The sequence below is a fragment of the Pantoea sp. genome (assembly GCF_032114055.1).
Classification (GTDB): Bacteria; Pseudomonadota; Gammaproteobacteria; order Enterobacterales; family Enterobacteriaceae; genus Pantoea.
The window spans coordinates 114,004-136,788 of the sequence record NZ_DAMCTB010000007.1; the positions used below are offsets into that span (position 1 = coordinate 114,004).

The window sequence follows — 22,785 nt, forward strand, 5'->3', positions numbered from 1 at the left end:
AGGATGATTCGCTTTGAAGAGGTCAGTAAGGCATATCTCGGCGGACGTCAGGCGCTACAGGGGGTCGATTTTCATCTGCGCCCTGGCGAAATGGCGTTCCTGACCGGCCATTCCGGTGCCGGTAAAAGTACCTTGCTGAAGCTGATTTGTGGCATTGAGCGCCCGAGTGCCGGAAAGATCTGGTTCAGCGGTCATGACATTTCCCGCCTGCGTAACAGCGAGGTGCCGTTCCTGCGTCGTCAGATTGGCATGATCTTTCAGGATCACCATCTGCTGATGGATCGTTCGGTCTATGACAATGTAGCGATCCCGCTGATTATCTCTGGTGCCAGCGGCGAAGATATCCGCCGTCGCGTCTCGGCGGCACTCGATAAAGTCGGGCTGCTCGACAAAGCGAAAAGTTTTCCGATCCAGCTCTCTGGCGGTGAACAGCAGCGTGTGGGCATTGCCCGTGCGGTGGTGAACAAGCCGGCCGTGTTGCTGGCCGATGAACCGACCGGTAACCTCGACGACGCGCTCTCCGAAGACATTCTGCGCCTGTTCGAAGAGTTTAACCGCGTCGGCGTCACCGTTCTGATGGCGACGCATGACAGCGGCCTGATCGCCCGGCGCAACTACCGGATGATGACGCTGAATCAGGGACGTCTGCACGGAGGCCACGATGGTCAATAAACGTATTAAACGCCCGGCTGCGCCGAAAACGAAGCAGCCGTCAAAGAGCAAAGCCCTGAAGGGCGGCTGGCAGGAGCAGTGGCGTTATGCGCTGCGCGGCACGCTGTCGGACATGTGGCGTCAGCCGCTGGCCACCCTGCTGACGGTGATGGTCATCGCTATCTCCCTGACGCTGCCCAGCGTCTGCTATATGGTCTGGAAGAATGTCAGCCAGGCGGCCACGCAGTGGTATCCGGCCCCGCAGCTAACGGTCTACCTCTCCAAAACCCTGGATGACTCGGCGGCAGAAAACGTGGTGGCGCAGCTCAGGCAGGTCGAAGGGGTGGATAACGTCAACTACCTGACGCGCGAAGAGGCGCTGAACGAGTTTCGCAACTGGTCAGGCTTTGGCGGCGCGATGGATATGCTGGAGCAGAATCCGCTGCCTGCGGTCGCCATCATTACGCCGAAACTGAATTTCCAGAACGCAGACACCATGCAGAGCCTGCGCGAGCGGGTCACCAAAGTGCAGGGCGTGGATGAAGTGCGCATGGACGATAGCTGGTTTGCCCGTCTGGCGGCGCTGACCGGCCTGGTCGGGCAGGTTGCCTCTATGATCGGCGTGCTGATGATCGTGGCGGTGTTCCTGGTGATTGGCAACAGCGTCCGGCTCAGTATCTTTGCCCGGCGTGACACCATCAACGTGCAGAAGCTAATCGGCGCGACCGACGGCTTTATCCTGCGTCCGTTCCTCTATGGCGGGGCGCTGCTGGGCTTCAGTGGCGCGGTGCTGTCGCTGCTGCTGTCAGAAGTTCTGGTGCTGCGACTGCAGTCGGTGGTGGCCAGCGTGGCAACCGTGTTTGGCACTACCTTCTCGCTGGAGGGCTTTTCGTGGGATGAAGCACTGCTGCTGCTGCTGATTGCGGCCATCATTGGCTGGGTCGCGGCCTGGCTCGCAACCGTACAACATTTACGTCGATTTACGCCGCAGTAAACGCCTGCAACATTTTTTTGTTATAATAGTCCTCTGCTACCGACATAGGGTGCAGAGGACCACTTCCCCTCTTCCCTTCGTGTCATCTGTGTGTAAAATATTCACCCGTTAAATTGAACTTGTGGATAACTTTGCCACTCTAAGTAGCACAGATTGCTTTCGGATTTCGCGCGACGTTGACTTACTGTATCGTCTGCGCAGGGAAATGTGCGGCAATTCCACTGAATTTGTGAGGGTTTGAATGACCAAAGAAATGCAAACTTTAGCTATTGCTCCTCTTGGCAACCTGGAGTCTTACGTCCGGGCGGCGAACACCTGGCCGATGCTCTCGGCTGAAGAGGAAAAAGCGTTGGCTGAACGGCTGCATTACCAGGGCGATCTGGATGCAGCCAAGACGCTGATCCTGTCTCACCTACGCTTTGTAGTTCATATCGCTCGTAACTACTCCGGCTATGGCCTGCCACAGGCGGACCTGGTGCAGGAAGGTAATATCGGCCTGATGAAAGCAGTGCGTCGCTTCAATCCTGAAGTAGGCGTACGTCTGGTTTCGTTTGCCGTGCACTGGATTAAAGCCGAGATCCACGAATATGTGCTGCGTAACTGGCGCATCGTGAAAGTCGCGACCACCAAAGCACAGCGTAAACTCTTCTTTAACCTGCGTAAAACCAAGCAGCGTCTGGGCTGGTTTAACCAGGATGAGGTCGAGATGGTGGCCCGCGAGCTGGGCGTCAGCAGTAAAGACGTGCGCGAAATGGAGTCGCGTATGGCCGCGCAGGATATGACCTTTGATATGTCTGCCGACGACGAGAGCAGCGAAGGCCGTTCGATGGCGCCGGTGCTTTATCTGCAGGATAAAACCTCTGACTTTGCTGACGGCATCGAAGAGGACAACTGGGATGCACACGCGGCTGACAAGCTGAGTTATGCGATGGAAGGTCTGGATGAGCGTAGTCAGCACATCATCCGTGCCCGCTGGCTGGACGAAGATAATAAAACCACGCTGCAGGAACTGGCCGACCAGTATGGCGTCTCCGCCGAACGTGTACGGCAGCTGGAAAAGAACGCCATGAAAAAACTGCGAATGGCGATCGAAGCGTAACGCACTTCAACACCGCAAGGGGCGACATAAGATGTCGCCCTTTTTGTTTCTCCACCCGGCGCCTGTCTGCTCTCTTTTCGTTCAGCACCGGACGCTTACTCTGCCCTCCATATCCAGCCATCACTCTGCGCCCGAAAACCGCATGCCTGCATAAAGGCCGCCCGTACCTGCTGATCGTCACTGCCATCATCAGCAATCCACCAGTCTGCAATAGAGCCGTTCTGCCTGATCGTCTCCTCCAGCAGATACTGACCAACGCCACGACGCCGGGTGACATCACGGACTGTCAGCCGGTGAATCCTGCCGTGCGTGCCGGAGATTTCCAGTTGCAGAGCAGCCAGCAGACGATCGTTAAAGCGCGCAGCATAAAGACGATGTCGCTCATCCAGACGCTGTTCCAGTTTTTCTATCTCCAGATCCGGCCAGACTTTACCGAGATCGATGCGGTCCTGTGCGGTCAGCATAGTCACGCGCTGAATAGTGAGTTTCATAACAAACACCTGTACTGGTCGAAAGGGCGTAGTGTAGCGAATTTATACAGTCAGAGCGCCGTCACTTTTTTAAGTTAAAAACAGGTCAAAAGCGGGTCTGGATGCCAGGATTGAGGAGATAAAGAACAATAAGCGGCGCAAATGCCAGCATAACGCGCTGGAGAATCGACTGAAATGGCTGCATAACAACCAGATGATTATGCTGCTTTGGTGGGCTGTTTCCCAATGTGTCAGTTGATTTAAAGAAGAAAATTCCTGTTTAATGAACTGAAAAATATAGCCTTATTATCAGAAAATACCGGAAAAGCGCGCTAAATCATTCATAAACATCATTTTTCGGCTTTATCCGGCAGGCATTGCAAACCACAAATCACAGACACAACAAGATGGGGAAGTCCGCATGAAAATGAGTAAAGGCCGCGCATTACTGGCGGGTTGCGTTGCGCTGGCAATGAGCCATGCTGCTCTGGCTGCCGATATCAAAATCGCTATCGTCGGTGCTGTCACGGGGCCGGTCGCGCAGTATGGCGACATGCAGTTCACCGGTGCCGCCCAGGCCATTAAGGATATCAACGCTAAAGGCGGCGTAAACGGCAATAAACTGGTGGGCGTGGAATATGATGATGCCTGCGATCCAAAACAAGCTGTGGCGGTAGCAAACAAGGTTGTTAACGACGGCATCAAATATGTTATCGGCCATCTTTGCTCCTCTTCGACCCAGCCTGCTTCTGACATTTATAACGATGAAGGCGTCCTGATGATCACGCCAGCGGCCACGGCACCGGAGCTGACCGCACGCGGTTATGAAACCATTATGCGCACCACCGGCCTGGACTCCGATCAGGGCCCGACCGCTGCCAACTATATCCTCGACCAGATCAAGCCTAAGCGTATCGCTGTGGTGCATGACAAGCAGCAGTATGGCCAGGGCCTGGCGGAATCGGTTCAGAAAACCCTGAAAGAGAAAGGCGGCAATGTCGTGCTGTTTGAAGGCATCACGGCCGGTGATAAAGATTTCTCCACACTGATTGCCCGCCTGAAAAAAGAGAACGTCGACTTCGTTTACTACGGTGGCTACTACCCGGAAATGGGGCAGATCCTGCGCCAGGCGAAAGCGGCTGGCCTGAAAGCGGGCTTTATGGGACCTGAAGGCGTGGGTAACGCCTCGCTCTCCAACATTGCAGGCGATGCTTCAGAAGGCATCTACGTGACGCTGCCGAAGCGTTATGACCAGCTGCCAGAGAATAAGGCGATTGTTGACGCGATTAAAACGAACAGCGCACAGAACCGTAAAGATCCGACCGGCCCGTTTGTCTGGACGACCTATGCCGCTATTCAGTCACTGGTGGCGGGCATCGAACGTAGTAAGAGCGATGAGCCGGAAGCCATTGCGAAAAACCTGAAGAGTGGCGCGCCGGTGCCGACAGTAATGGGTAACCTGAGCTGGGATCAGAAGGGTGATCTGAAAGGCTTCGAGTTCGGCGTATTCAAATGGCACAAAGACGGTTCGTCTACCGCAGTTAAGTAAGCGTTTTATCAGCAGAGCAATCCCCTGTCGCGTCGGCAGGGGATTTTCCCGTTCTCATGCAGGTCTTCACTATGTCCGAGCAGTTTCTTTATTTCATTCAGCAGATGCTTAACGGGGTTACCCTGGGCAGCACCTACGCGCTGATCGCCATTGGTTACACCATGGTTTACGGCATTATCGGCATGATCAACTTCGCTCACGGCGAAGTCTATATGATCGGCAGCTATGTCTCCTTTATTGTGATTGCCGCCCTGATGATGATGGGTATCGACACCGGCTGGCTGATGATTGCTGCGGGCTTCGTCATGGCGATCCTGATCTCCAGCGCCTATGGCTGGAGCATTGAGCGCGTTGCCTATAAACCGGTACGCTCTTCAAAGCGTCTGATTGCACTCATCTCCGCTATCGGTATGTCGATCTTCCTGCAGAACTACGTCAGCCTGACGCAGGGTTCACGGGATCTGGCGCTGCCGGGGCTGATCACCGGCCAGTGGACGGTGGGCGAGAGCAACGGCTTTGCCGCCACCATCTCCACCATGCAGGTGGTGATCTGGGTCGTGACGTTCCTGGCGATGCTGGCCCTGACCACCTTTATCCGCTATTCCCGCATGGGCCGCGCCTGTCGCGCCTGCGCAGAAGATCTGAAAATGGCCAGCCTGCTGGGCATTAATACCGACCGCGTGATCTCTCTGACCTTTGTCATCGGGGCCGCGATGGCCGCGGTCGCTGGCGTGTTGCTGGGTCAGTTCTACGGTTCAATTAACCCCTTTATCGGCTTTATGGCCGGTATGAAAGCGTTCACCGCCGCCGTACTGGGCGGAATTGGCAGCATTCCTGGCGCGATGATTGGTGGCCTGGTACTGGGTATCGCCGAGGCGCTGACCTCCGCCTATCTCAGTACGGAATATAAAGATGTGGTCTCCTTTGCGCTGCTGATTGGGGTATTGCTGGTGATGCCGACCGGCATTCTGGGTCGCCCGGAGGTGGAAAAAGTATGAAATCCTCCTTCATCAACGCGCTGCTCTCTGCCGTTATGCTGCTGGTGCTGGCCAGCTTCTTTATGGGTCTGCGCCTGGGTCTCGACGGCACCCGCCTGGTGGTGCAGAGTGCAGGCGAGGTGCGCTGGAACTGGATCTTTGTCGGCTGCGGCGTGGTCTTCCTGTTTCAGCTGTTACGTCCGTTCTGGCAGCGTGGTCTGAAAAAAGTGTCCGGCCCGGCGCTGGTACTGCCAGGTATTGACGGCTCCACGCCGAAGCAGAAGATTTTTATGCTGGCGCTTATCGTCGTGGCCGTCGCCTGGCCCTTTTTCGTCTCGCGCGGCGCAGTGGATATTGCCACGCTGACGCTGATCTATGTGATGCTTGGTCTGGGGTTGAACGTCGTGGTTGGCCTTTCCGGACTGCTGGTGCTCGGCTATGGCGGTTTCTACGCCATCGGCGCCTACACCTTCGCACTGCTGAACCACTATTTTGGCCTTGGCTTCTGGGAGTGCCTGCCGCTGGCAGGTATCGTCTCGGCGCTGTTCGGGTTGCTGCTCGGCTTTCCCGTACTGCGTCTGCGCGGCGACTATCTGGCGATCGTGACGCTCGGCTTCGGTGAGATTGTACGCATTCTGCTGCTGAATAATACGGCGATCACCGGCGGGCCTAACGGCATTGCGCAGATCCCTAAGCCATCGCTGTTTGGTCTGGAGTTCGGCCGCAAAGTCTCTGAGGGGGGCTGGAGCACCTTTCATGAATTCTTTGGCCTGAAATATGACCCCAGCGACCGCGTGATTTTCCTCTATCTGGTGGCGCTGCTGCTGGTCGCCCTGACGCTGTTTGTGATCAACCGGCTGCTGCGGATGCCGCTGGGCCGTGCCTGGGAAGCGCTGCGTGAAGATGAAATTGCCTGTCGTTCACTGGGCCTGAGTCCGACCCGTATCAAGCTGACCGCCTTTACCATCAGTGCCGCTTTTGCCGGTTTCGCGGGTACGCTGTTTGCGGCGCGTCAGGGCTTTGTCAGTCCGGAATCTTTTACCTTTGTCGAATCCGCCTTTGTGCTGGCCATTGTGGTTCTGGGCGGCATGGGTTCTCAGTTTGCGGTAATCCTGGCGGCCATTCTGCTGGTGGTATCACGTGAACTGATGCGCGATCTGAATGAGTACAGCATGCTGGTGCTGGGCGGCCTGATGGTGCTGATGATGATCTGGCGTCCACAGGGGCTGTTGCCGATGAAACGTCCGCATCTGAAACTCAGAACCGGTAAAAAAGGAGAGCAGGCATGAAGCCTTTATTAGCCGTTGAAGGCCTGATGATGCGCTTCGGCGGCCTGTTAGCCGTAAACAATGTGGCGCTGGAGCTGCGTCCGCAGGAGATCGTGTCGCTGATTGGGCCAAACGGTGCCGGTAAAACCACCGTATTTAACTGCCTGACCGGCTTTTACAAACCCACCGGCGGCAGTATTAAACTGCGTGAGCAGCATCTGGAAGGTCTGCCGGGCCAGAAGATTGCACGGATGGGCATCGTTCGTACCTTCCAGCATGTGCGTCTGTTCCGTGAGATGACGGTCATTGAAAACCTGCTGGTCGCACAGCATCAGCATCTGAAGAGCGGCGTGTTTTCCGGCCTGCTGAAAACCCCGGCGTTTCGCCGCAGTGAGAGTGAGGCGCTGGACCGTGCCGCGACCTGGCTGGAGCGGGTCGGTCTGCTCGATCTGGCTAACCGCCAGGCAGGCAACCTGGCCTATGGTCAGCAGCGCCGGCTGGAGATCGCGCGCTGCATGGTGACGCGCCCGGCGATCCTGATGCTGGATGAACCGGCCGCAGGTCTCAACCCTAAAGAGACACATGAGCTGGATGCGCTGATTGCGGAACTGCGGGGCGAACACAAGGTGTCGGTGCTGCTGATTGAACATGATATGAAACTGGTGATGGGGATTTCTGACCGCATTTACGTGGTGAATCAGGGAACGCCACTGGCTAACGGTACACCGGATGAGATTCGTAATAATCCGGATGTCATTCGTGCCTATTTAGGAGAGGCCTGAGATGGCAGAGACAATGTTAACCATTGAAAACGTCAGTGCGCACTATGGCAAGATTCAGGCGCTGCATAACGTCAGCCTCTCAATCAACCAGGGCGAGATCGTGACCCTGATCGGCGCCAACGGCGCCGGAAAAACCACGCTGCTGGGGACGCTGTGTGGCGAACCGCGCGCGACCCAGGGCACCATTACCTTTGATGGCAAGGTCATTACTGACTGGCAAACGTCGCGCATTATGCGTGAGGCGATTGCCATCGTGCCAGAGGGACGACGGGTCTTTTCACGCATGACGGTGGAAGAGAACCTGGCGATGGGCGGCTTTTTTGCCAGCCGGCAGGAGTATCTGACGCGCATCCGGCGTGTCTATGAACTCTTTCCGCGGCTGGAGGAGCGTAAAATCCAGCGCGCCGGTACGATGTCGGGCGGTGAGCAGCAGATGCTGGCGATTGGCCGGGCGCTGATGAGCCAGCCGCGTCTGCTGCTGCTGGATGAGCCCTCGCTGGGGCTGGCACCAATCATTATCCAGCAGATCTTCGACACCATTGAGCAGCTGCGCAGCGAGGGGATGACTATCTTCCTGGTAGAGCAGAATGCTAATCAGGCGCTGAAGCTGGCGGATCGCGGCTATGTGCTGGAGAACGGGCATGTCGTACTTGAAGACACCGGTGCAGCGCTCCTTTCCAACGAAGCCGTCCGCAGCGCTTATTTGGGTGCTTAAGATTTAGCGGCCTGGCTTACTTGCCATTTCGACACCGGGCAGTGCTCGCATTCCTCACGTACTTCAGTACGCTCCGGATGCTGTGCGCCGGCCGGTGTCGAACTGCCTGCGCCGCTGACGGCCTTGCGTGTCGGTGAGGATGGCCTGATGGGCGTGATTTAAAACCTCAGTCAGCTCTTTTCAGCCTTCAATCGCTCTGCAATTTATGTCACTAAAAACTGGCAGCGTGGGCGTTTTGCCGCCGCGCTGCCAGCGTCCTCTTTTCCTCAATAAAGCCTGTCACCCGTCTGTCATCTGCCTGTTATTAATCCGTCATTTTTCCGTGTCATGTTACTTCGCGAACCAGAAATCCGTGATTTCACGCGTATTTACCTGCACAGGAAAACTTTATGTCCGTCGTTATCTTTCGTCGTAGCCTGATGAGCGCGCTGCTCGGTCTGGCGATCAGCGGCCAGGCGATTGCCGCCACTGAGATCCCTTTCTGGCACTCCATGGAAGGCGAGTTAGGCAAAGAAGTGGATTCGCTGGCACAGCGTTTTAATCAGACGCATCCCGATTACAAAATCGTTCCGACCTACAAAGGTAACTACGAGCAGAGCCTGGCCGCCGGGATTGCGGCAGTGCGCAGCGGGAAAGCGCCTGCGGTGCTGCAGGTCTATGAAGTCGGCACGGCAACCATGATGGCTTCTCAGGCGATTGTGCCGGTGCATCAGGTGTTTAAAGACGCGGGCATCCCCTTCGACGAGAAGCAGTTCGTGCCCACGGTGGCGGGATACTACAGCGACAGCAAAGGCCAGCTGATCTCTCAGCCGTTCAACAGCTCAACGCCGGTGCTCTATTACAACAAAGACGCGTTTAAAAAAGCGGGCCTGAACCCGGATCAGCCGCCGAAAACCTGGCAGGAGCTGGCGACGGATGCCGCCGCACTGCGCAAGTCGGGCATGAGCTGCGGCTACGCCAGCGGCTGGCAGGGCTGGATTCAGATTGAAAACTTCAGCGCCTGGCATGCCCTGCCGGTGGCGACGAAAAACAACGGCTTTGACGGGCTGGATGCGGTGCTGGAGTTCAACAAGCCGGTGCAGGTTCGCCACATCGAACTGCTGGAAGCGATGAACAAAAAAGGGGACTTCACCTACTTTGGCCGCAAGGATGAGTCCACCGCCAAGTTCTACAACGGTGACTGCGGCATCACGACCGCCTCATCAGGATCGCTGGCCGATATCCGCCATTACGCAAAATTCAACTTCGGCGTGGGCATGATGCCTTATGACGATACCGTGCCGGAGGCGCCGCAGAACGCCCTGATCGGCGGTGCCAGCCTGTGGGTAATGAAAGGCAAGGATGCAGCAACCTACAAAGGCGTCGCCGAATTCATGCAGTTCCTGGCTAAGCCGGAAATCGCCGCAGAGTGGCACCAGAAAACCGGCTACCTGCCGATCACCACCGCCGCCTACGCGCTGACGAAGCAGCAGGGCTTCTACGACAAAAATCCGGGGGCGGATATCGCCACCCGCCAGATGATGAACAAGCCGCCGCTGCCGTTCACGAAAGGGATGCGTCTGGGCAACATGCCGCAGATCCGTACCGTGATCGACGAAGAGCTGGAAAGCGTCTGGACCGGTAAGCAGTCTCCGCAAAACGCGCTGGATAACGCAGTGAAACGCGGCAACGCACTGCTGCGCCGCTTTGAACAGCAGGTGAAATAATCTCTCCTTGCGGGCCAGCCTGAGCTGGCCCGCGCTTTCTGATGCCAGGTACGCCATGTCTTCATCCCGTCCGGTCTTTCGCACCAGCCTGTTACCCTATCTTCTGGTGCTGCCGCAGCTGCTGATTACCGCCATTTTCTTTCTCTGGCCCGCCGGTGAAGCATTGTGGTATTCGCTGCAAAGCCTCGATCCCTTTGGCATCTCCAGCCGCTTTGTCGGACTGGAAAACTTCAGGCGGCTGTTTGCCGATCCCTACTACCTCGACACCCTCTGGACCACCCTGACATTCAGCGGGATGGTGACGGTGTTCGGTATGCTCTCGTCTCTGCTGCTGGCGGCGCTGGTGGACTATGTGGTGCGCCTGCGCCGTCTCTATCAGACGCTGTTGCTGCTGCCCTACGCCGTAGCGCCGGTAGTGGCGGCGGTGCTCTGGATGTTCCTGTTTAATCCCGGACTGGGCCTGTTCAGCTACCTGCTGAACCACCTCGGCTACAACTGGAACTACGCGCAGAACAGCGGCCAGGCGATGTTCCTGATTGTGCTGGCGTCGATCTGGCAGCAGATGAGCTACAACTTCCTGTTCTTCTTTGCCGCCCTGCAATCGATCCCGAAATCGCTGGTGGAAGCTGCCGCGATTGACGGCGCGGGGCCGGTACGGCGCTTTTTCAACCTCTCGCTGCCGCTGATTGCGCCGGTCAGCTTCTTTCTGCTGGTGGTCAACCTGATCTACGCCTTCTTCGACACCTTCCCGGTGATTGATGCCGCCACCGGCGGCGGGCCGGTGCAGGCGACCACGACGCTGATCTACAAAATCTATCGCGAAGGCTTTACCGGGCTGGATCTCTCTTCATCCGCGGCACAGTCGGTGGTGCTAATGCTGCTGGTCATCGGGCTGACGGTGCTCCAGTTCCGCTTTGTCGAACGTAAGGTGCAATATCAATGATTGAGAATCGACGCGGGCTGGATCTCTTCAGCCACATCGTACTGGTGCTGGGCGTGCTCACCATCCTGTTTCCGCTCTATGTCGCTTTTGTGGCGGCCACGCTGGATAACGAGGCGGTTTATCAGGTGCCGATGACGCTGGTGCCCGGCACACACCTGTGGGAGAACATCTCACGCATCTGGACTCATGGCGTTAACGGCAACGGCCCGGCGTTTGGCCTGATGCTACTTAACAGCACGATCATGGCGCTGGGGATCACGTTCGGCAAGATTACTGTGTCGATGCTGTCGGCGTTTGCGCTGGTCTGGTTCCGCTTTCCGCTGCGCACGCTCTTTTTCTGGCTGATCTTTGTCACGCTGATGCTGCCGGTCGAAGTGCGTATTTTCCCTACCGTGCAGGTGATTGCTGACCTCAACCTGCTCGACAGCTACAGCGGCTTAACCCTGCCGCTGATGGCGTCCGCCACCGCCACCTTTCTGTTCCGCCAGTTCTTTATGTCGCTGCCGGATGAGCTGGTGGAAGCGGCGCGCATCGACGGTGCCAGCGCCATGCGTTTTTTCATCGACATCGTTCTGCCGCTGTCGAAAACCAATCTGGCGGCGCTGTTTGTGATCACCTTTATCTACGGCTGGAACCAGTATCTCTGGCCACTGCTGATCATCAATGACGCCAGCCTTGGCACGGCGGTGGCGGGTATCAAAAGCATGATCTCCACCAGCGGTTCGCCGACCCAGTGGAACGAAGTAATGGCGGCAATGTTATTGACCCTGATCCCACCGCTGGCGGTGGTGTTAGTCATGCAGCGTGCCTTTGTGCGCGGTCTGGTTGAGAGTGAGAAATAAGATGGCAGGTGTAACCCTTCAGGCAGTAACCAAGTCTTACGATGGCAAGAATCAGATTATCCAGCCGCTGAACGTCACCATCAATGAGGGCGAATTTATGGTGATGGTCGGTCCCTCCGGCTGTGGTAAATCTACGCTGCTGCGGATGGTCGCCGGACTGGAGCGCGTCAGCTCCGGGGATATTTACATTGATAACCGTCGCGTGACGCAGGAAGAGCCAAAAGATCGCGGCATCGCGATGGTGTTTCAGAACTATGCGCTCTATCCCCACATGACCGTAGAGCAGAATATGGCTTATGGCCTGAAAATCCGTGGCATGGGCAAAGCGCAGATCCGTCAGCGGGTGCTGGAGGCGGCGCGCAGCCTGGAGCTGGATCACCTGCTGATGCGTCGGCCGCGCGAACTCTCCGGCGGACAGCGCCAGCGGGTGGCGATGGGCCGGGCCATCGTGCGCGAACCGGCGGTGTTTCTGTTCGATGAGCCGCTCTCCAATCTCGATGCCCGCCTGCGGGTGCAGATGCGGCTGGAGCTGCAGCAGCTGCATCGCCGCCTGCAGACCACCAGTCTCTATGTGACGCACGACCAGGTTGAGGCGATGACGCTGGCGCAGCGGGTGATGGTGATGAACAAAGGGGTGGTGGAGCAGATTGGTTCACCGGCGGAGGTATACGAACGTCCTGCCAGCCAGTTTGTGGCCTCGTTTATCGGCGCGCCCGCCATGAATCTGCTGAAAGGGCAGTTCAGCAGCGACGGCTCGCGCTTTAATCTCGACGCCTCACACGCGCTGCCACTCAGCGACATGAAAGCGAAGTGGGCCAACCGCGCCGTGGTGCTGGGCATCCGGCCCGAACATATCCGCCAGAGCAGCCGTGAGCAGGGCGGCGTTCCACTGCGGGTCGATACGCTGGAGATGCTGGGCGCCGATAATCTGGTGCATGGCCGCATCGGTGAGACGCCGCTGGTGGTACGCTTGTCCCACAGTGAACGGCCCCAGCCTGGCACTACGCTATGGCTGCATCTGCCGTCAGATGCGTTACACTTCTTCGATTCAACCCATGGAAAGCGTCTGGAATGAGCACACAACACTGGCCTTATCCTCGTATCGTCGCCCATCGCGGTGGCGGCAAACTGGCCCCGGAAAATACCCTGGCGGCGATTGATACCGGCGCGAAGTATGGTCATCAGATGATTGAATTTGATGCCAAATTATCGGCGGATGCGCAGATCTTTCTGCTGCATGATGACACGCTGGATCGCACCAGCGACGGCTGGGGTGTAGCAGGGCAGCTGCCATGGGAAAAACTCTCTCAGCTCGATGCGGGCAGCTGGTTTGGCAGGGCATTTTCAGGTGAAAAGCTGGCGCGGCTGGACGAGGTGGCGGCGCGTTGTCGCCAGTATCAGATGATGGCGAACATCGAAATCAAACCCACAACCGGCAGCGATGCCGAAACCGGACGGGCCATTGCTCAGGCCGCCGCAATTTTATGGCAGGGTCAGACGCCTCCGCTGCTCTCCTCATTTTCTTACGAGGCGCTGGAGGCCGCAATGGAGGCCGAACCGCAGCTGCCACGCGGTCTGCTGTCGCACAGCTGGGATCCGCAATGGCAGGCGAAAACTACTGCGCTGGGATGCGTATCGATTCATCTGAATCACACGGTGCTGACTGCGGAGCGGGTTACAGAACTGAAAAGCACAGGCCTCAGAATTCTGGTTTATACCGTCAACAGCCCGGATCGCGCCAGGACATTGCTCAGATGGGGTGTCGATGCCATCTGTACCGATGCGATCGACATTATCGGCCCCGATTTTAATTAGTTCTGATTCGGGTTCTGCGTCTGCTGGCCCGGCTGCGAGTTGATCACCCGCTGCCGGGCGCTGTCGCGCTGTTCCTGCATTTTACGCTGCGTATCCTGTGTCTGACGCTGCTGATCCTGGCGCAGCTTCAGCTGTTGCTGCTGCTGCTGGCTCTGCATCTGCGACTGCATCCGCTGCTGGCTGGGGTTATAACCCGACCGGTTGGGATCGTTGGTGCTGTTCAGCGTGGTCGCCTGGCTGGCGAAAGGCAGCAGGGTGGCGAAAATCATCATCCACTTTTTCATGACTCCTCCTTTCTTAATGCGGGTTCCGGGTGCGCAACACCGCGCACCGACATCGGGGTCGCAGCCATAAGTTTACCCGATATCACAGACCTTACTTTCAGATGTATTCCGGATTTGACTTAACCCCGGTTATTTTGCTGTATTTGTAGGCACTTGCAGAAATGATAAAAAATTGTAAATAACAACACAGGATGGTGGCAGGATGAAAATGCAGAACAGGGTGCGTCAGCTCAGCTGGTCGCTGGTAATGAGCATGACCGTGGTAGCAGGTGCGCACGCCGCACCCGTGCAGGCCCCACCGGTCTCTTATGGTGTGGACAGCGATACGTTTCATCCGGTGAAGGCGCAGCACGGCATGGTCGCGTCGGTGGATGCGATGGCGACCCGGGTGGGCGTGGATATCCTGCGCCAGGGCGGCAATGCGGTCGATGCCGCGGTCGCTGTGGGCTTTGCGCTGGCTGTGACTCACCCGCAGGCGGGCAACCTGGGCGGCGGCGGCTTTATGCTGTTGCGTACGGCCTCGGGTCGTGCCACTGCCATCGATTTTCGTGAAATGGCACCGGGACACGCATCACGTGATATGTTCCTGGACAAGCAGGGTAATGCCGACAGCAAACTGTCGCTCACTTCGCACCTCGCTTCCGGCACCCCCGGCACCGTCGCCGGACTGGCGCTGGCCGCGCAGAAATATGGCACGCTGCCGCTGAGCACCCTGCTGGCACCGGCGATCAAACTGGCGCGCGAGGGTATTCCGGTCAACGACGCGCTGGCGGATGACCTGAAAACCTACGGCAAAGAGGTCCTGATTAATCACCCCAACAGTAAAGCGATCTTCTATAAGCCGGACGGTACGCCGTGGCAGAAAGGGGATCGGCTGGTGCAGAAAAACCTGGCGCACAGCCTGCAGCTCATCGCCCGCCAGGGGCCGGATGCCTTTTACAAGGGGGAGATCGCGGATGAGATCGCCGGAGAGATGGCGCAGCACGGCGGCCTGATCAGTAAAGCGGATCTGGCGGCCTACCGCGCGGTGGAACGAACGCCTGTCAGCGGCACCTATCGGGGCTATGAAGTCTTCTCTATGCCACCGCCCTCATCCGGGGGCATCCATATCGTGCAGATCCTGAATATTCTGGAGAACTTCGACCTGGCGAAGATGGGCTTTGGCAGCGCGGACGCCATGCAGGTGATGGCGGAAGCGGAAAAATATGCCTACGCGGACCGCTCGGAATATCTCGGTGACCCCGATTTCGTGAAGGTGCCGTGGCAGGCGCTGACCAGCAAAGCCTATGCGAAAACGCTGGCGCAGCAGATCGACGTGGCGAAGGCGCGTCCGTCCAGCGAGATCAAACCGGGCAAGCTGGAGCCTTATGAAAGCAATCAGACCACCCATTTCTCGGTGGTGGATAAGCAGGGCAACGCGGTGGCGGTCACCTACACGCTTAACACCTATTTTGGCAGCGGAATTGTGGCAGGTAACAGCGGCATCCTGATGAACAACGAGATGGATGACTTCTCCGCCAAGCCGGGCACGCCAAATGTCTATGGGCTGGTCGGCGGCGAAGCGAATGCCGTGCAGCCGGCGAAACGGCCGCTGTCATCTATGTCGCCAACCATCGTCGCCAAAGGCGGGAAAACCTGGCTGGTCACCGGCAGTCCTGGCGGCAGCCGCATCATCACTACGGTGTTGCAGATGGTGGTCAACAGCATCGATTTCGGTATGAACGTGGCGGAAGCCACCAATGCGCCGCGCTTCCATCATCAGTGGCTGCCAGATCAGCTGCGTGTAGAGAAGGGCTTCAGTCCCGACACGCTGCGCCTGCTGGAGAACAAAGGTCAGCATGTGAAGGTGCTGCCGTCGATGGGCAGCACCCAGAGCATCATGATCGGGCCGGATGGCATGCTGTATGGCGCCTCCGATCCGCGCAGCGTTGATGATTTAAGCGCCGGTTACTGATCTCAGACGTTCACTGACAGGGTTATCAGCAGCAAGGGCAGGTCCGTGCCCTTGCTGCTTTCACACGTCAGATTTAACCCGCGCCATATAGTGCGCATCAGTCAGCTCGCCGTGCCGCATCGCAAAGCCTCTCGCCGTGCCCTCAATTTCAAAACCAAAACGCTGATAAAGGGCGATGGCCGGGTCATTGTCGACAAACACCGTCAGCTCCATCCGGCGAACCTGGAGCCAGTTGTCGCACAACGCGACCATTTCGCGCATCAGGGCGGTGCCCACGCCACGCTGCCGGTAACGCGCATCCACACCCATTCCCAGGGAGGCGACATGGCGCCGTCTGGCACGCTCTTCCACCTGCAGCGCACACTGTCCGACGACCTCCTCGCCGATACAGGCGACCAGCAGATGAGCATTGGGCTGCGGGGCGGCGAGACGACTCTGCCACATCTGAAGCGACGAGTAGGGAAGATGGAGTGTGCTGGCCTGGGTATCGGGCTGGCTGTAGATCCGGTGCAGCGCAGTGGCATCGTCGGGCATAACGTGGCGGACAGTGATCTCCATAATCGCTCCTCTGGTTGGCAGAAACCTTTTAAACATCAGGGAAATCAGCCAGATAATCAAGACAAAATTAGTGCAAAAGACTTTACAGACGAGAATGATAATGATTATTATTGTCATGCATTCACGGGAGGTCGCACGGCAGCCCGGGAAAGCACGACATTGCTCACATTGCTTCCAGTATTTTTAGCCAGCCGCGTGCTGGCTTTTTTTTGCCTGCTCTCCTTCAGTGCTTTTCAGCCACTCCCCGTCCTTTGTTCAACTATTTTGAACAGAGGAGTGAAGTTTTTCAGCTATCAATCTGACCGCCTCAGGAACACACTACAAAAAAAATTGAGGAGATTTGAACATGATCTATGTACGCAAAGCTGAAGAACGTGGTCACGCAAACCATGGCTGGCTGGATAGCTGGCACACTTTCTCTTTCGCCGGCTACTACGACGCGAACTTTATGGGCTTCTCCGCGCTGCGGGTTATCAATGAAGATGTCATCGCGGGCGGTCAGGGGTTTGGTACCCATCCTCATAAAGATATGGAGATCCTGACCTACGTGCTCTCCGGTACGGTTGAGCATCAGGACAGCATGGGTAACAAAGAGCAGATCCCGGCGGGTGAGTTCCAGATTATGAGCGCGGGTACCGGCGTGCGTCACTCCGAGTACAACGCCAGCGAAAGCGAGCCGCTGCACCTTTATCAGATCTGGATCATGCCTGAGCGCAACGGCATTGAGCCGCGCTATGACCAGCGCCGCTTCCCGGATGTGCAGGGTCGCCAGCTGGTGCTCAGCCCGGATGCACGTGACGGATCGCTGAAGGTTTATCAGGACATGACGCTGTCGCGCTGGGTGCTGTCAGCCGGTGAGCAGGATAACGTCGCGATTGAGGCGGGCCGCCGGATCTGGATTCAGGTGGTGAAAGGGGACGTGACCGTTAACGGTCATCCGGTCACTACCAGCGACGCCCTGGCTATCTGGGACGAAAACGCGCTGACTCTCGAAGCCAGTACCACGGCAGAAGTCCTGCTGTTTGATTTACCACCGGTTTAAGCCGATGACGGGCGCGCCTTGTCGTGCCCGGTTGGCAATTTTGTGACAAAAAAGTGATAGACTCATCGTACTTAAGCTTTCAGGGCGATCCCAGGCGCTACGATGAAGAAGAAAAGACCGGTATTACAGGACGTTGCCGATCGCGTCGGCATTACCAAAATGACCGTCAGCCGCTACCTGCGCAATCCTGAACAGGTCTCCGTTGCCCTGCGGGATAAGATTGCGGTGGCTCTGGATGAGCTGGGCTACATCCCCAATCGCGCCCCCGATATGCTTTCTAACGCCACCAGTCGTGCCATCGGTGTACTGTTGCCATCCCTCACCAACCAGGTGTTTGCCGACGTCCTGCGCGGCATCGAAGCCGTCACTGATGAAGCCAACTACCAGACGCTGGTCGCCCACTTTGGCTACAACCCGCAAAAAGAGGAGCTGCAGCTGCGATCGCTGCTCGGCTGGAACATCGATGGCGTCATCCTGACCGAACGCACGCATACGCCAGGCACGCTGCGGATGCTGGAGGTAGCCGGGATTCCGGTCATTGAGGTGATGGACAGCGTAACGCCCTGCCTGGATATGGCGGTGGGCTTTAATAACGTTGAGGCCGCCCGGCAGATGACGCGGGCCATTCTCGCTAAAGGCCATCGCTATACGGTCTACCTGGGCGCGCGACTGGATGAACGTACGCTACAAAAGCAGCGCGGATATGAAATCGCGATGCGTGAAGCAGGGCTGACGCCACGCAGTGTGATGATGGAGGAGGCCTCCTCTTTCAGTGCCGGTGGCGATCTGCTGCGCGAGGCGCAGCGTCTCTATCCGGAAACAGACAGCCTGTTCTGTACCAATGACGATCTGGCGGTCGGCGCAATGTTCGAGTGCCAGCGCCAGGGATTACAGGTGCCTTCACAGATGGCGATTGCCGGCTTTCATGGCCATGATATCAGTCAGGTCGTTACGCCACCGCTCGCCACGGTGCTGACGCCGCGCGACCGGATGGGGCGCGAAGCAGCGGCTCTGTTGCTGGCACGCATCGCAGGTGAAAACAGTGACAATTCGCTGCACGATGTCGGTTTTGAGATCAGTGAAGGTGGCAGCATCTGATTGTGATGTTTTTATGAGTCAGCTCACACTTTCACGCTTTTCCCGGTAAAAGGGTTGCCAGGCTGTTAAGCGGCCAGGAGAATGAGAAACGACATTGTTATCGGTAACATTGGCAATTCTCACCTGCCGGAGCAGAAAAATGACTACGCAATCCCCGTCGCATCACGTTTTTATCCTGATGGGCGTTTCAGGCAGCGGAAAGTCTGCCGTCGCCAACCAGGTTTCTCATCAGCTGAACACAGCCTTTCTTGACGGTGATTTTCTCCATCCCCGCGCCAACATCATGAAGATGGCCGATGGCCATCCGCTGGATGACAACGATCGTCAGCCGTGGCTGCAGGCGCTGAACGACGCCGCCTTTGCAATGCAGCGCACCCAGGCGATTTCCGTGATTGTCTGTTCAGCCCTGAAGAAAAGCTATCGCGACATTCTGCGTCAGGGAAACGACAACCTGCGTTTCATCTACCTGAAAGGTGATTTCGACACCATTGAAGCCCGCCTGAAAGCGCGTAAAGGCCACTTCTTTAAACCACAGATGCTGGTGACACAGTTTGCCACGCTGGAAGAGCCGGACAGCGACGAGCCGGATGTGCTGGTCGTGGATATCACCCATTCACTGGACGAGGTTGTGGCGGCGACAGTTGCGACGATCCGGGACGCTATCAGCCAGGGTTAGAGATGAATACCGCAACACTTGTTCTGACCGCAGCAGGCTCTGTCCTGCTGCTGCTTTTTCTGGTGATGAAAGCGCGTATGCACGCTTTTGTCGCGCTGATGTTAGTCTCAATCGGTGCCGGGCTCTTCTCCGGCATGCCTCTGAATAAGATTGCTGAAACCATGCAGAAGGGGATGGGCGGCACGCTCGGCTTCCTCGCTATCGTGGTCGCGCTGGGTGCGATGTTCGGCAAAATCCTGCATGAAACTGGTGCGGTGGATCAGATCGCTATCCGGATGCTGAAAACCTTTGGACAGAGCCGGGCGCACTATGCGATGGGCATCGCCGGGTTGATCTGCGCGCTGCCGCTCTTCTTTGAGGTGGCCGTCGTGCTGCTGATCAGCATCGCGTTTGCGGTGGCGCGGCGCACGGGTGGCAATCTGGTGAAGCTGGTTATTCCGCTGTTTGCCGGAGTGGCAGCTGCGGCGGCGTTTCTGTTGCCTGGACCAGCCCCGATGCTGCTGGCGTCACAGATGCACGCGGACTTTGGCTGGATGATCCTGCTGGGGCTCTGCGCAGCCATCCCCGGTATGCTGATTGCCGGACCGCTGTTTGGCAACTTCATCGGCAAACACGTGACGTTCAGCGCACCGCCGGAAGATCATCAACCCGATGTGGATGAGAGCAAACTGCCGTCATTTGGCTTCAGCCTCTCACTGATTCTCTTCCCGCTGGTGCTGGTGGGGCTGAAAACCATCGGCGCACGCTTCACAACCGAAGGCACCACCCTGTATGAGTGGCTGGAGTTTATCGGCCATCCGTTCACCGCTATTCTGCTGGCGCTGCTGGTGGCAATCTATGGCCTGGCGTATCGTCAGGGCATGGACAAAGAGCGGGTCATGCAGGTGTGCGGCAGTGCGCTGCAGCCCGCCGGGATTATCCTGCTGGTGATTGGGGCCGGCGGTGTCTTTAAGCAGGTGCTGGTCGACTCCGGCGTCGGCCCGGTGCTGGGCAATGCACTGACCGGCGCGGGCCTGCCGATTGCGCTGGCCTGCTTTATCCTGTCGGGTGCGGTGCGGGTTATTCAGGGATCGGCGACGGTTGCCTGCCTGACGACGGTCGGGCTGATCATGCCGGTGATTGAACCGCTGCACTACAGCGGTGCCCAGCTGGCGGCGCTGTCGATCTGCATCGGCGGGGGCTCAATTATTATCAGCCACGTTAACGATGCCGGTTTCTGGCTGTTTGGTCGCTTTACCGGGGCCAGCGAAGCGGAAACGCTGAAGACCTGGACGCTGATGGAGACCATTCTCGGCACCGTTGGCGCGGTGGTCGGGATGATCGCCTTTACGCTGCTCTCTTAAGACGCGACCTCTGCGCTCCCCGCGTGACGGGAAGCGCAGAGGCGTATTTACAGCTTCAGATAAGCCCGAATCCCGTCGAGAAACATCTGGGTTGCCAGCATAATCAGTATCAATCCCATCAGTCGCTCCAGCGCATTCACACCTTTGTCACCCAGCAGGCGCAGGAACAGCCCTGACATCAGCAGAATCCCCACCGTCACGCCCCAGGCGATCAACAGCGCACCCACCAGATGCGACATCTGATGCGGATACTGATGCGACAGCAGCATCAGCGTTGCCAGCAGCGAGGGCCCGGCCACCAGCGGAATCGCCAGCGGCACCAGGAACGGCTCTTCCCCTGCCGGTAAGCCAGAGCTGCTGCTTTCAGCCGACGGGAAAATCATTTTGATGGCGATAAGAAACAGGATGACGCCGCCCGAAATCGACACCGTCTCGGTGCGCAGGTTTAAAAAGGCCAGGATGCGTTCGCCGGTAAACAGGAACAGCAACATAATAATCAGCGCGATCAGCATTTCGCGGATCAGTACCACTCGCCGCCGTTTCGGCTCCAGATGCTTTAAAACCGACATAAAAATCGGCAGATTGCCCAGCGGATCCATAATTAACAACAATAATATTGTCGCTGAAATCATTTCAGTCATCGGTCTGGCACCCTGTTATCCGCGAAAAAGCGGGGTTATTAGTTACACTGCTGAAAAAGTTAGCCTAATCGAATTAATTCACTTGCTACCCGCCCTGCATTTTGTAGAGTGAGCAGAGACAGGTCACTCTCATTATTACGCAGAGCGGCGTGAAAATAGCATGCCGCTCTCTCCTCTGAAATGAAAAGCAGGTGTAAAACCGCCTGAGACGGACACGACATGAAGAATGTAGGTTTTGTTGGTTGGCGCGGTATGGTCGGCTCTGTGCTGATGTCCCGCATGAGCGAAGAACGCGATTTTGATGCAATCAATCCGGTCTTCTTCTCGACGTCGCAGCATGGCCAGGCGGCTCCCGCCTTTGCGGGTAAGCAGCAGGGCACACTGCAGGATGCGTTTGATATCGAGGCACTGCGTGCGCTGGATATCATCATTACCTGCCAGGGCGGCGACTATACCAGCGACGTTTACCCAAAACTGCGCGACAGCGGCTGGCAGGGCTACTGGATTGATGCGGCCTCCACGCTGCGCATGAAAGAAGACGCCATCATCATCCTGGATCCGGTCAACCATGCCGTGATCCGCCAGGGCATCGACCAGGGCATCAGGACCTTTGTCGGCGGGAACTGTACCGTCAGCCTGATGCTGATGTCGCTGGGTGGCCTGTTTGCACAGAACCTGGTGGAGTGGGCGTCAGTCGCCACCTATCAGGCCGCGTCTGGCGGCGGCGCGCGTCACATGCGTGAGCTGCTGACCCAGATGGGCATGCTGCACGACCACGTTGCGCCTGCGCTGCAGAACCCGGCTTCTGCCATTCTTGATATTGAGCGTAGCGTCACTGACTTTACCCGTTCCGGTACACTGCCAACCGATAACTTCGGTGTGCCGCTGGCTGGCAGCCTGATCCCATGGATTGACAAACAGCTGGAGAACGGCCAGAGCCGCGAAGAGTGGAAAGGTCAGGCGGAGACCAACAAGATCCTCGCCACCACTGACATCATTCCGGTTGACGGATTATGCGTACGCGTCGGTGCGCTGCGCTGCCACAGCCAGGCCTTTACGCTGAAGCTGAAACGCGATCTGCCGCTGGCCGACATTGAGCAGCTGCTGGCGTCGCACAATGAGTGGGTCAAAGTGGTGCCGAACGATCGTGAGCTGACTATGCGTGAGCTGACACCCGCCGCTGTTACCGGCACGCTGACCACACCGGTTGGCCGGTTGCGCAAGCTGAACATGGGACCGGAATATCTCTCCGCCTTCACGGTGGGCGACCAGCTGTTGTGGGGCGCAGCCGAACCGCTACGTCGTATGCTGCGGTTGTTAATCGACTGAGTAAACCCGTTTTCTGTAGCCAGAGCTGACAGGTGAGATAGCGACGACA

Annotated in this window: 23 protein-coding genes; 19 read left to right on the forward strand and 4 right to left on the reverse strand. The window is 57.5% G+C overall.

The window, feature by feature from the left end; genetic code table 11:
* The first annotated feature begins 3 nt into the window (after positions 1-3).
* The 3 genes from ftsE (at position 4) to rpoH (ending at position 2,744) form a co-directional block, all read left to right on the forward strand.
* The gene (gene ftsE / locus RT657_RS13280) at positions 4-672 is read left to right on the forward strand and encodes a cell division ATP-binding protein FtsE (RefSeq protein WP_128086063.1); all 669 of its coding nucleotides are present in this window, start codon (positions 4-6) and stop codon (positions 670-672) included.
* Positions 662-1,645 carry a permease-like cell division protein FtsX gene (gene ftsX / locus RT657_RS13285; protein WP_313655009.1) on the forward strand — a complete coding sequence of 328 codons (984 nt, stop codon included), beginning with the start codon at positions 662-664 and terminating at the stop codon, positions 1,643-1,645. Before ftsE ends, ftsX begins: the two co-directional genes overlap by 11 nt.
* Positions 1,646-1,886: 241 nt before the next feature.
* Entirely contained in the window at positions 1,887-2,744 is an 858-nt protein-coding gene (gene rpoH / locus RT657_RS13290) for an RNA polymerase sigma factor RpoH (protein ID WP_010253314.1), read from the forward strand.
* A gap of 95 nt (positions 2,745-2,839) precedes the next feature.
* Here the strand turns inward: rpoH and panM are convergent, their stop codons facing one another.
* Entirely contained in the window at positions 2,840-3,235 is a 396-nt protein-coding gene (gene panM / locus RT657_RS13295) for an aspartate 1-decarboxylase autocleavage activator PanM (RefSeq protein ID WP_313655011.1), read from the reverse strand.
* 400 nt (positions 3,236-3,635) lie between these two features.
* Here panM and RT657_RS13300 point away from each other — a divergent pair, with 400 nt between their 5' ends.
* The 10 genes from RT657_RS13300 to ugpQ all read left to right on the forward strand — a co-directional run bounded on the left by RT657_RS13300 (position 3,636) and on the right by ugpQ (position 13,811).
* Positions 3,636-4,763: a branched-chain amino acid ABC transporter substrate-binding protein gene (locus tag RT657_RS13300; protein WP_313655013.1), complete on the forward strand. Its 1,128-nt coding sequence runs from the start codon at positions 3,636-3,638 to the stop codon at positions 4,761-4,763.
* Between the two features lie 71 nt (positions 4,764-4,834).
* Positions 4,835-5,761 carry a high-affinity branched-chain amino acid ABC transporter permease LivH gene (gene livH, locus RT657_RS13305; RefSeq protein ID WP_313655014.1) on the forward strand — a complete coding sequence of 309 codons (927 nt, stop codon included), beginning with the start codon at positions 4,835-4,837 and terminating at the stop codon, positions 5,759-5,761.
* The gene (locus RT657_RS13310) at positions 5,758-7,029 is read left to right on the forward strand and encodes a high-affinity branched-chain amino acid ABC transporter permease LivM (RefSeq protein WP_313655015.1); all 1,272 of its coding nucleotides are present in this window, start codon (positions 5,758-5,760) and stop codon (positions 7,027-7,029) included. Before livH ends, RT657_RS13310 begins: the two co-directional genes overlap by 4 nt.
* Entirely contained in the window at positions 7,026-7,790 is a 765-nt protein-coding gene (gene livG / locus RT657_RS13315; protein WP_313655016.1) for a high-affinity branched-chain amino acid ABC transporter ATP-binding protein LivG, read from the forward strand. Before RT657_RS13310 ends, livG begins: the two co-directional genes overlap by 4 nt.
* A 1-nt stretch (position 7,791) precedes the next feature.
* Complete coding sequence (livF, locus tag RT657_RS13320) at positions 7,792-8,505, forward strand: high-affinity branched-chain amino acid ABC transporter ATP-binding protein LivF (protein ID WP_313655018.1); 714 nt, start codon at positions 7,792-7,794, stop codon at positions 8,503-8,505.
* Positions 8,506-8,894: 389 nt separating this feature from the next.
* Positions 8,895-10,211 carry a sn-glycerol-3-phosphate ABC transporter substrate-binding protein UgpB gene (gene ugpB, locus RT657_RS13325; protein ID WP_313655020.1) on the forward strand — a complete coding sequence of 439 codons (1,317 nt, stop codon included), beginning with the start codon at positions 8,895-8,897 and terminating at the stop codon, positions 10,209-10,211.
* A gap of 55 nt (positions 10,212-10,266) precedes the next feature.
* A complete protein-coding gene (gene ugpA, locus RT657_RS13330) occupies positions 10,267-11,154 on the forward strand; it encodes a sn-glycerol-3-phosphate ABC transporter permease UgpA (RefSeq protein WP_313655021.1) in 888 nt (295 codons plus the stop codon).
* A complete protein-coding gene (ugpE, locus tag RT657_RS13335) occupies positions 11,151-11,996 on the forward strand; it encodes a sn-glycerol-3-phosphate ABC transporter permease UgpE (RefSeq protein ID WP_313655022.1) in 846 nt (281 codons plus the stop codon). The genes ugpA and ugpE overlap by 4 nt, the downstream gene beginning before the upstream one ends.
* A 1-nt stretch (position 11,997) precedes the next feature.
* Positions 11,998-13,071, forward strand: a complete 1,074-nt coding sequence (locus RT657_RS13340; protein WP_313655024.1) for a sn-glycerol-3-phosphate import ATP-binding protein UgpC — start codon at positions 11,998-12,000, stop codon at positions 13,069-13,071.
* Positions 13,068-13,811 carry a glycerophosphodiester phosphodiesterase gene (gene ugpQ, locus RT657_RS13345; protein ID WP_313655025.1) on the forward strand — a complete coding sequence of 248 codons (744 nt, stop codon included), beginning with the start codon at positions 13,068-13,070 and terminating at the stop codon, positions 13,809-13,811. Before RT657_RS13340 ends, ugpQ begins: the two co-directional genes overlap by 4 nt.
* Here ugpQ and RT657_RS13350 read toward each other — a convergent pair.
* The gene (locus RT657_RS13350) at positions 13,808-14,095 is read right to left on the reverse strand and encodes a DUF2756 domain-containing protein (RefSeq protein ID WP_313655026.1); all 288 of its coding nucleotides are present in this window, start codon (positions 14,093-14,095) and stop codon (positions 13,808-13,810) included. The two genes, ugpQ and RT657_RS13350, sit on opposite strands and share 4 nt — an antisense overlap.
* Positions 14,096-14,297: 202 nt before the next feature.
* On the opposite strand from RT657_RS13350, the gene ggt reads away from it, so the two are divergent.
* Positions 14,298-16,049, forward strand: a complete 1,752-nt coding sequence (gene ggt, locus RT657_RS13355; protein WP_313655027.1) for a gamma-glutamyltransferase — start codon at positions 14,298-14,300, stop codon at positions 16,047-16,049.
* A gap of 60 nt (positions 16,050-16,109) precedes the next feature.
* Here ggt and RT657_RS13360 read toward each other — a convergent pair whose 3' ends face one another.
* Positions 16,110-16,610 carry a GNAT family N-acetyltransferase gene (locus RT657_RS13360; RefSeq protein WP_313655129.1) on the reverse strand — a complete coding sequence of 167 codons (501 nt, stop codon included), beginning with the start codon at positions 16,608-16,610 and terminating at the stop codon, positions 16,110-16,112.
* Positions 16,611-16,953: 343 nt separating this feature from the next.
* Here RT657_RS13360 and RT657_RS13365 point away from each other — a divergent pair, with 343 nt between their 5' ends.
* The 4 genes from RT657_RS13365 (at position 16,954) to gntU (ending at position 20,766) form a co-directional block, all read left to right on the forward strand.
* The gene (locus RT657_RS13365; RefSeq protein WP_313655028.1) at positions 16,954-17,649 is read left to right on the forward strand and encodes a pirin family protein; all 696 of its coding nucleotides are present in this window, start codon (positions 16,954-16,956) and stop codon (positions 17,647-17,649) included.
* A gap of 102 nt (positions 17,650-17,751) precedes the next feature.
* A complete protein-coding gene (gene gntR / locus RT657_RS13370) occupies positions 17,752-18,747 on the forward strand; it encodes a gluconate operon transcriptional repressor GntR (RefSeq protein WP_313655030.1) in 996 nt (331 codons plus the stop codon).
* 139 nt (positions 18,748-18,886) lie between these two features.
* Positions 18,887-19,423, forward strand: a complete 537-nt coding sequence (gene gntK, locus RT657_RS13375) for a gluconokinase (RefSeq protein ID WP_313655032.1) — start codon at positions 18,887-18,889, stop codon at positions 19,421-19,423.
* Positions 19,424-19,425: 2 nt separating this feature from the next.
* Positions 19,426-20,766 carry a gluconate transporter gene (gntU, locus tag RT657_RS13380; RefSeq protein ID WP_313655034.1) on the forward strand — a complete coding sequence of 447 codons (1,341 nt, stop codon included), beginning with the start codon at positions 19,426-19,428 and terminating at the stop codon, positions 20,764-20,766.
* Positions 20,767-20,813: 47 nt separating this feature from the next.
* On the opposite strand, the gene RT657_RS13385 is transcribed toward gntU, so the two are convergent.
* Positions 20,814-21,407, reverse strand: coding sequence for a YhgN family NAAT transporter (locus RT657_RS13385; protein WP_009087757.1), 594 nt, complete (start codon positions 21,405-21,407; stop codon positions 20,814-20,816).
* A gap of 219 nt (positions 21,408-21,626) precedes the next feature.
* Between RT657_RS13385 and asd the strand changes: the two genes are divergently transcribed.
* Positions 21,627-22,736: an aspartate-semialdehyde dehydrogenase gene (gene asd / locus RT657_RS13390; RefSeq protein WP_313655035.1), complete on the forward strand. Its 1,110-nt coding sequence runs from the start codon at positions 21,627-21,629 to the stop codon at positions 22,734-22,736.
* The last annotated feature ends 49 nt before the right edge of the window (positions 22,737-22,785 follow it).

What these genes read in the sequence shown, in the direction of transcription:
- ftsX (WP_313655009.1), top strand. Translation starts at nt 662, where the DNA reads ATGGTCAATAAACGTATTAAACGCCCGGCTGCGCCGAAAACGAAGCAG.
- livG (WP_313655016.1), top strand. Translation starts at nt 7,026, where the DNA reads ATGAAGCCTTTATTAGCCGTTGAAGGCCTGATGATGCGCTTCGGCGGC.
- livF (WP_313655018.1), top strand. Translation starts at nt 7,792, where the DNA reads ATGGCAGAGACAATGTTAACCATTGAAAACGTCAGTGCGCACTATGGC.
- gntR (WP_313655030.1), top strand. Translation starts at nt 17,752, where the DNA reads ATGAAGAAGAAAAGACCGGTATTACAGGACGTTGCCGATCGCGTCGGC.
- RT657_RS13365 (WP_313655028.1), top strand. Translation starts at nt 16,954, where the DNA reads ATGATCTATGTACGCAAAGCTGAAGAACGTGGTCACGCAAACCATGGC.
- livH (WP_313655014.1), top strand. Translation starts at nt 4,835, where the DNA reads ATGTCCGAGCAGTTTCTTTATTTCATTCAGCAGATGCTTAACGGGGTT.
- ugpA (WP_313655021.1), top strand. Translation starts at nt 10,267, where the DNA reads ATGTCTTCATCCCGTCCGGTCTTTCGCACCAGCCTGTTACCCTATCTT.
- RT657_RS13300 (WP_313655013.1), top strand. Translation starts at nt 3,636, where the DNA reads ATGAAAATGAGTAAAGGCCGCGCATTACTGGCGGGTTGCGTTGCGCTG.
- RT657_RS13310 (WP_313655015.1), top strand. Translation starts at nt 5,758, where the DNA reads ATGAAATCCTCCTTCATCAACGCGCTGCTCTCTGCCGTTATGCTGCTG.
- asd (WP_313655035.1), top strand. Translation starts at nt 21,627, where the DNA reads ATGAAGAATGTAGGTTTTGTTGGTTGGCGCGGTATGGTCGGCTCTGTG.
- rpoH (WP_010253314.1), top strand. Translation starts at nt 1,887, where the DNA reads ATGACCAAAGAAATGCAAACTTTAGCTATTGCTCCTCTTGGCAACCTG.
- RT657_RS13340 (WP_313655024.1), top strand. Translation starts at nt 11,998, where the DNA reads ATGGCAGGTGTAACCCTTCAGGCAGTAACCAAGTCTTACGATGGCAAG.
- ugpE (WP_313655022.1), top strand. Translation starts at nt 11,151, where the DNA reads ATGATTGAGAATCGACGCGGGCTGGATCTCTTCAGCCACATCGTACTG.
- gntK (WP_313655032.1), top strand. Translation starts at nt 18,887, where the DNA reads ATGACTACGCAATCCCCGTCGCATCACGTTTTTATCCTGATGGGCGTT.
- panM (WP_313655011.1), bottom strand. Translation starts at nt 3,235, where the DNA reads ATGAAACTCACTATTCAGCGCGTGACTATGCTGACCGCACAGGACCGC.
- ftsE (WP_128086063.1), top strand. Translation starts at nt 4, where the DNA reads ATGATTCGCTTTGAAGAGGTCAGTAAGGCATATCTCGGCGGACGTCAG.
- gntU (WP_313655034.1), top strand. Translation starts at nt 19,426, where the DNA reads ATGAATACCGCAACACTTGTTCTGACCGCAGCAGGCTCTGTCCTGCTG.
- ggt (WP_313655027.1), top strand. Translation starts at nt 14,298, where the DNA reads ATGAAAATGCAGAACAGGGTGCGTCAGCTCAGCTGGTCGCTGGTAATG.
- RT657_RS13350 (WP_313655026.1), bottom strand. Translation starts at nt 14,095, where the DNA reads ATGAAAAAGTGGATGATGATTTTCGCCACCCTGCTGCCTTTCGCCAGC.
- ugpB (WP_313655020.1), top strand. Translation starts at nt 8,895, where the DNA reads ATGTCCGTCGTTATCTTTCGTCGTAGCCTGATGAGCGCGCTGCTCGGT.
- RT657_RS13385 (WP_009087757.1), bottom strand. Translation starts at nt 21,407, where the DNA reads ATGACTGAAATGATTTCAGCGACAATATTATTGTTGTTAATTATGGAT.
- ugpQ (WP_313655025.1), top strand. Translation starts at nt 13,068, where the DNA reads ATGAGCACACAACACTGGCCTTATCCTCGTATCGTCGCCCATCGCGGT.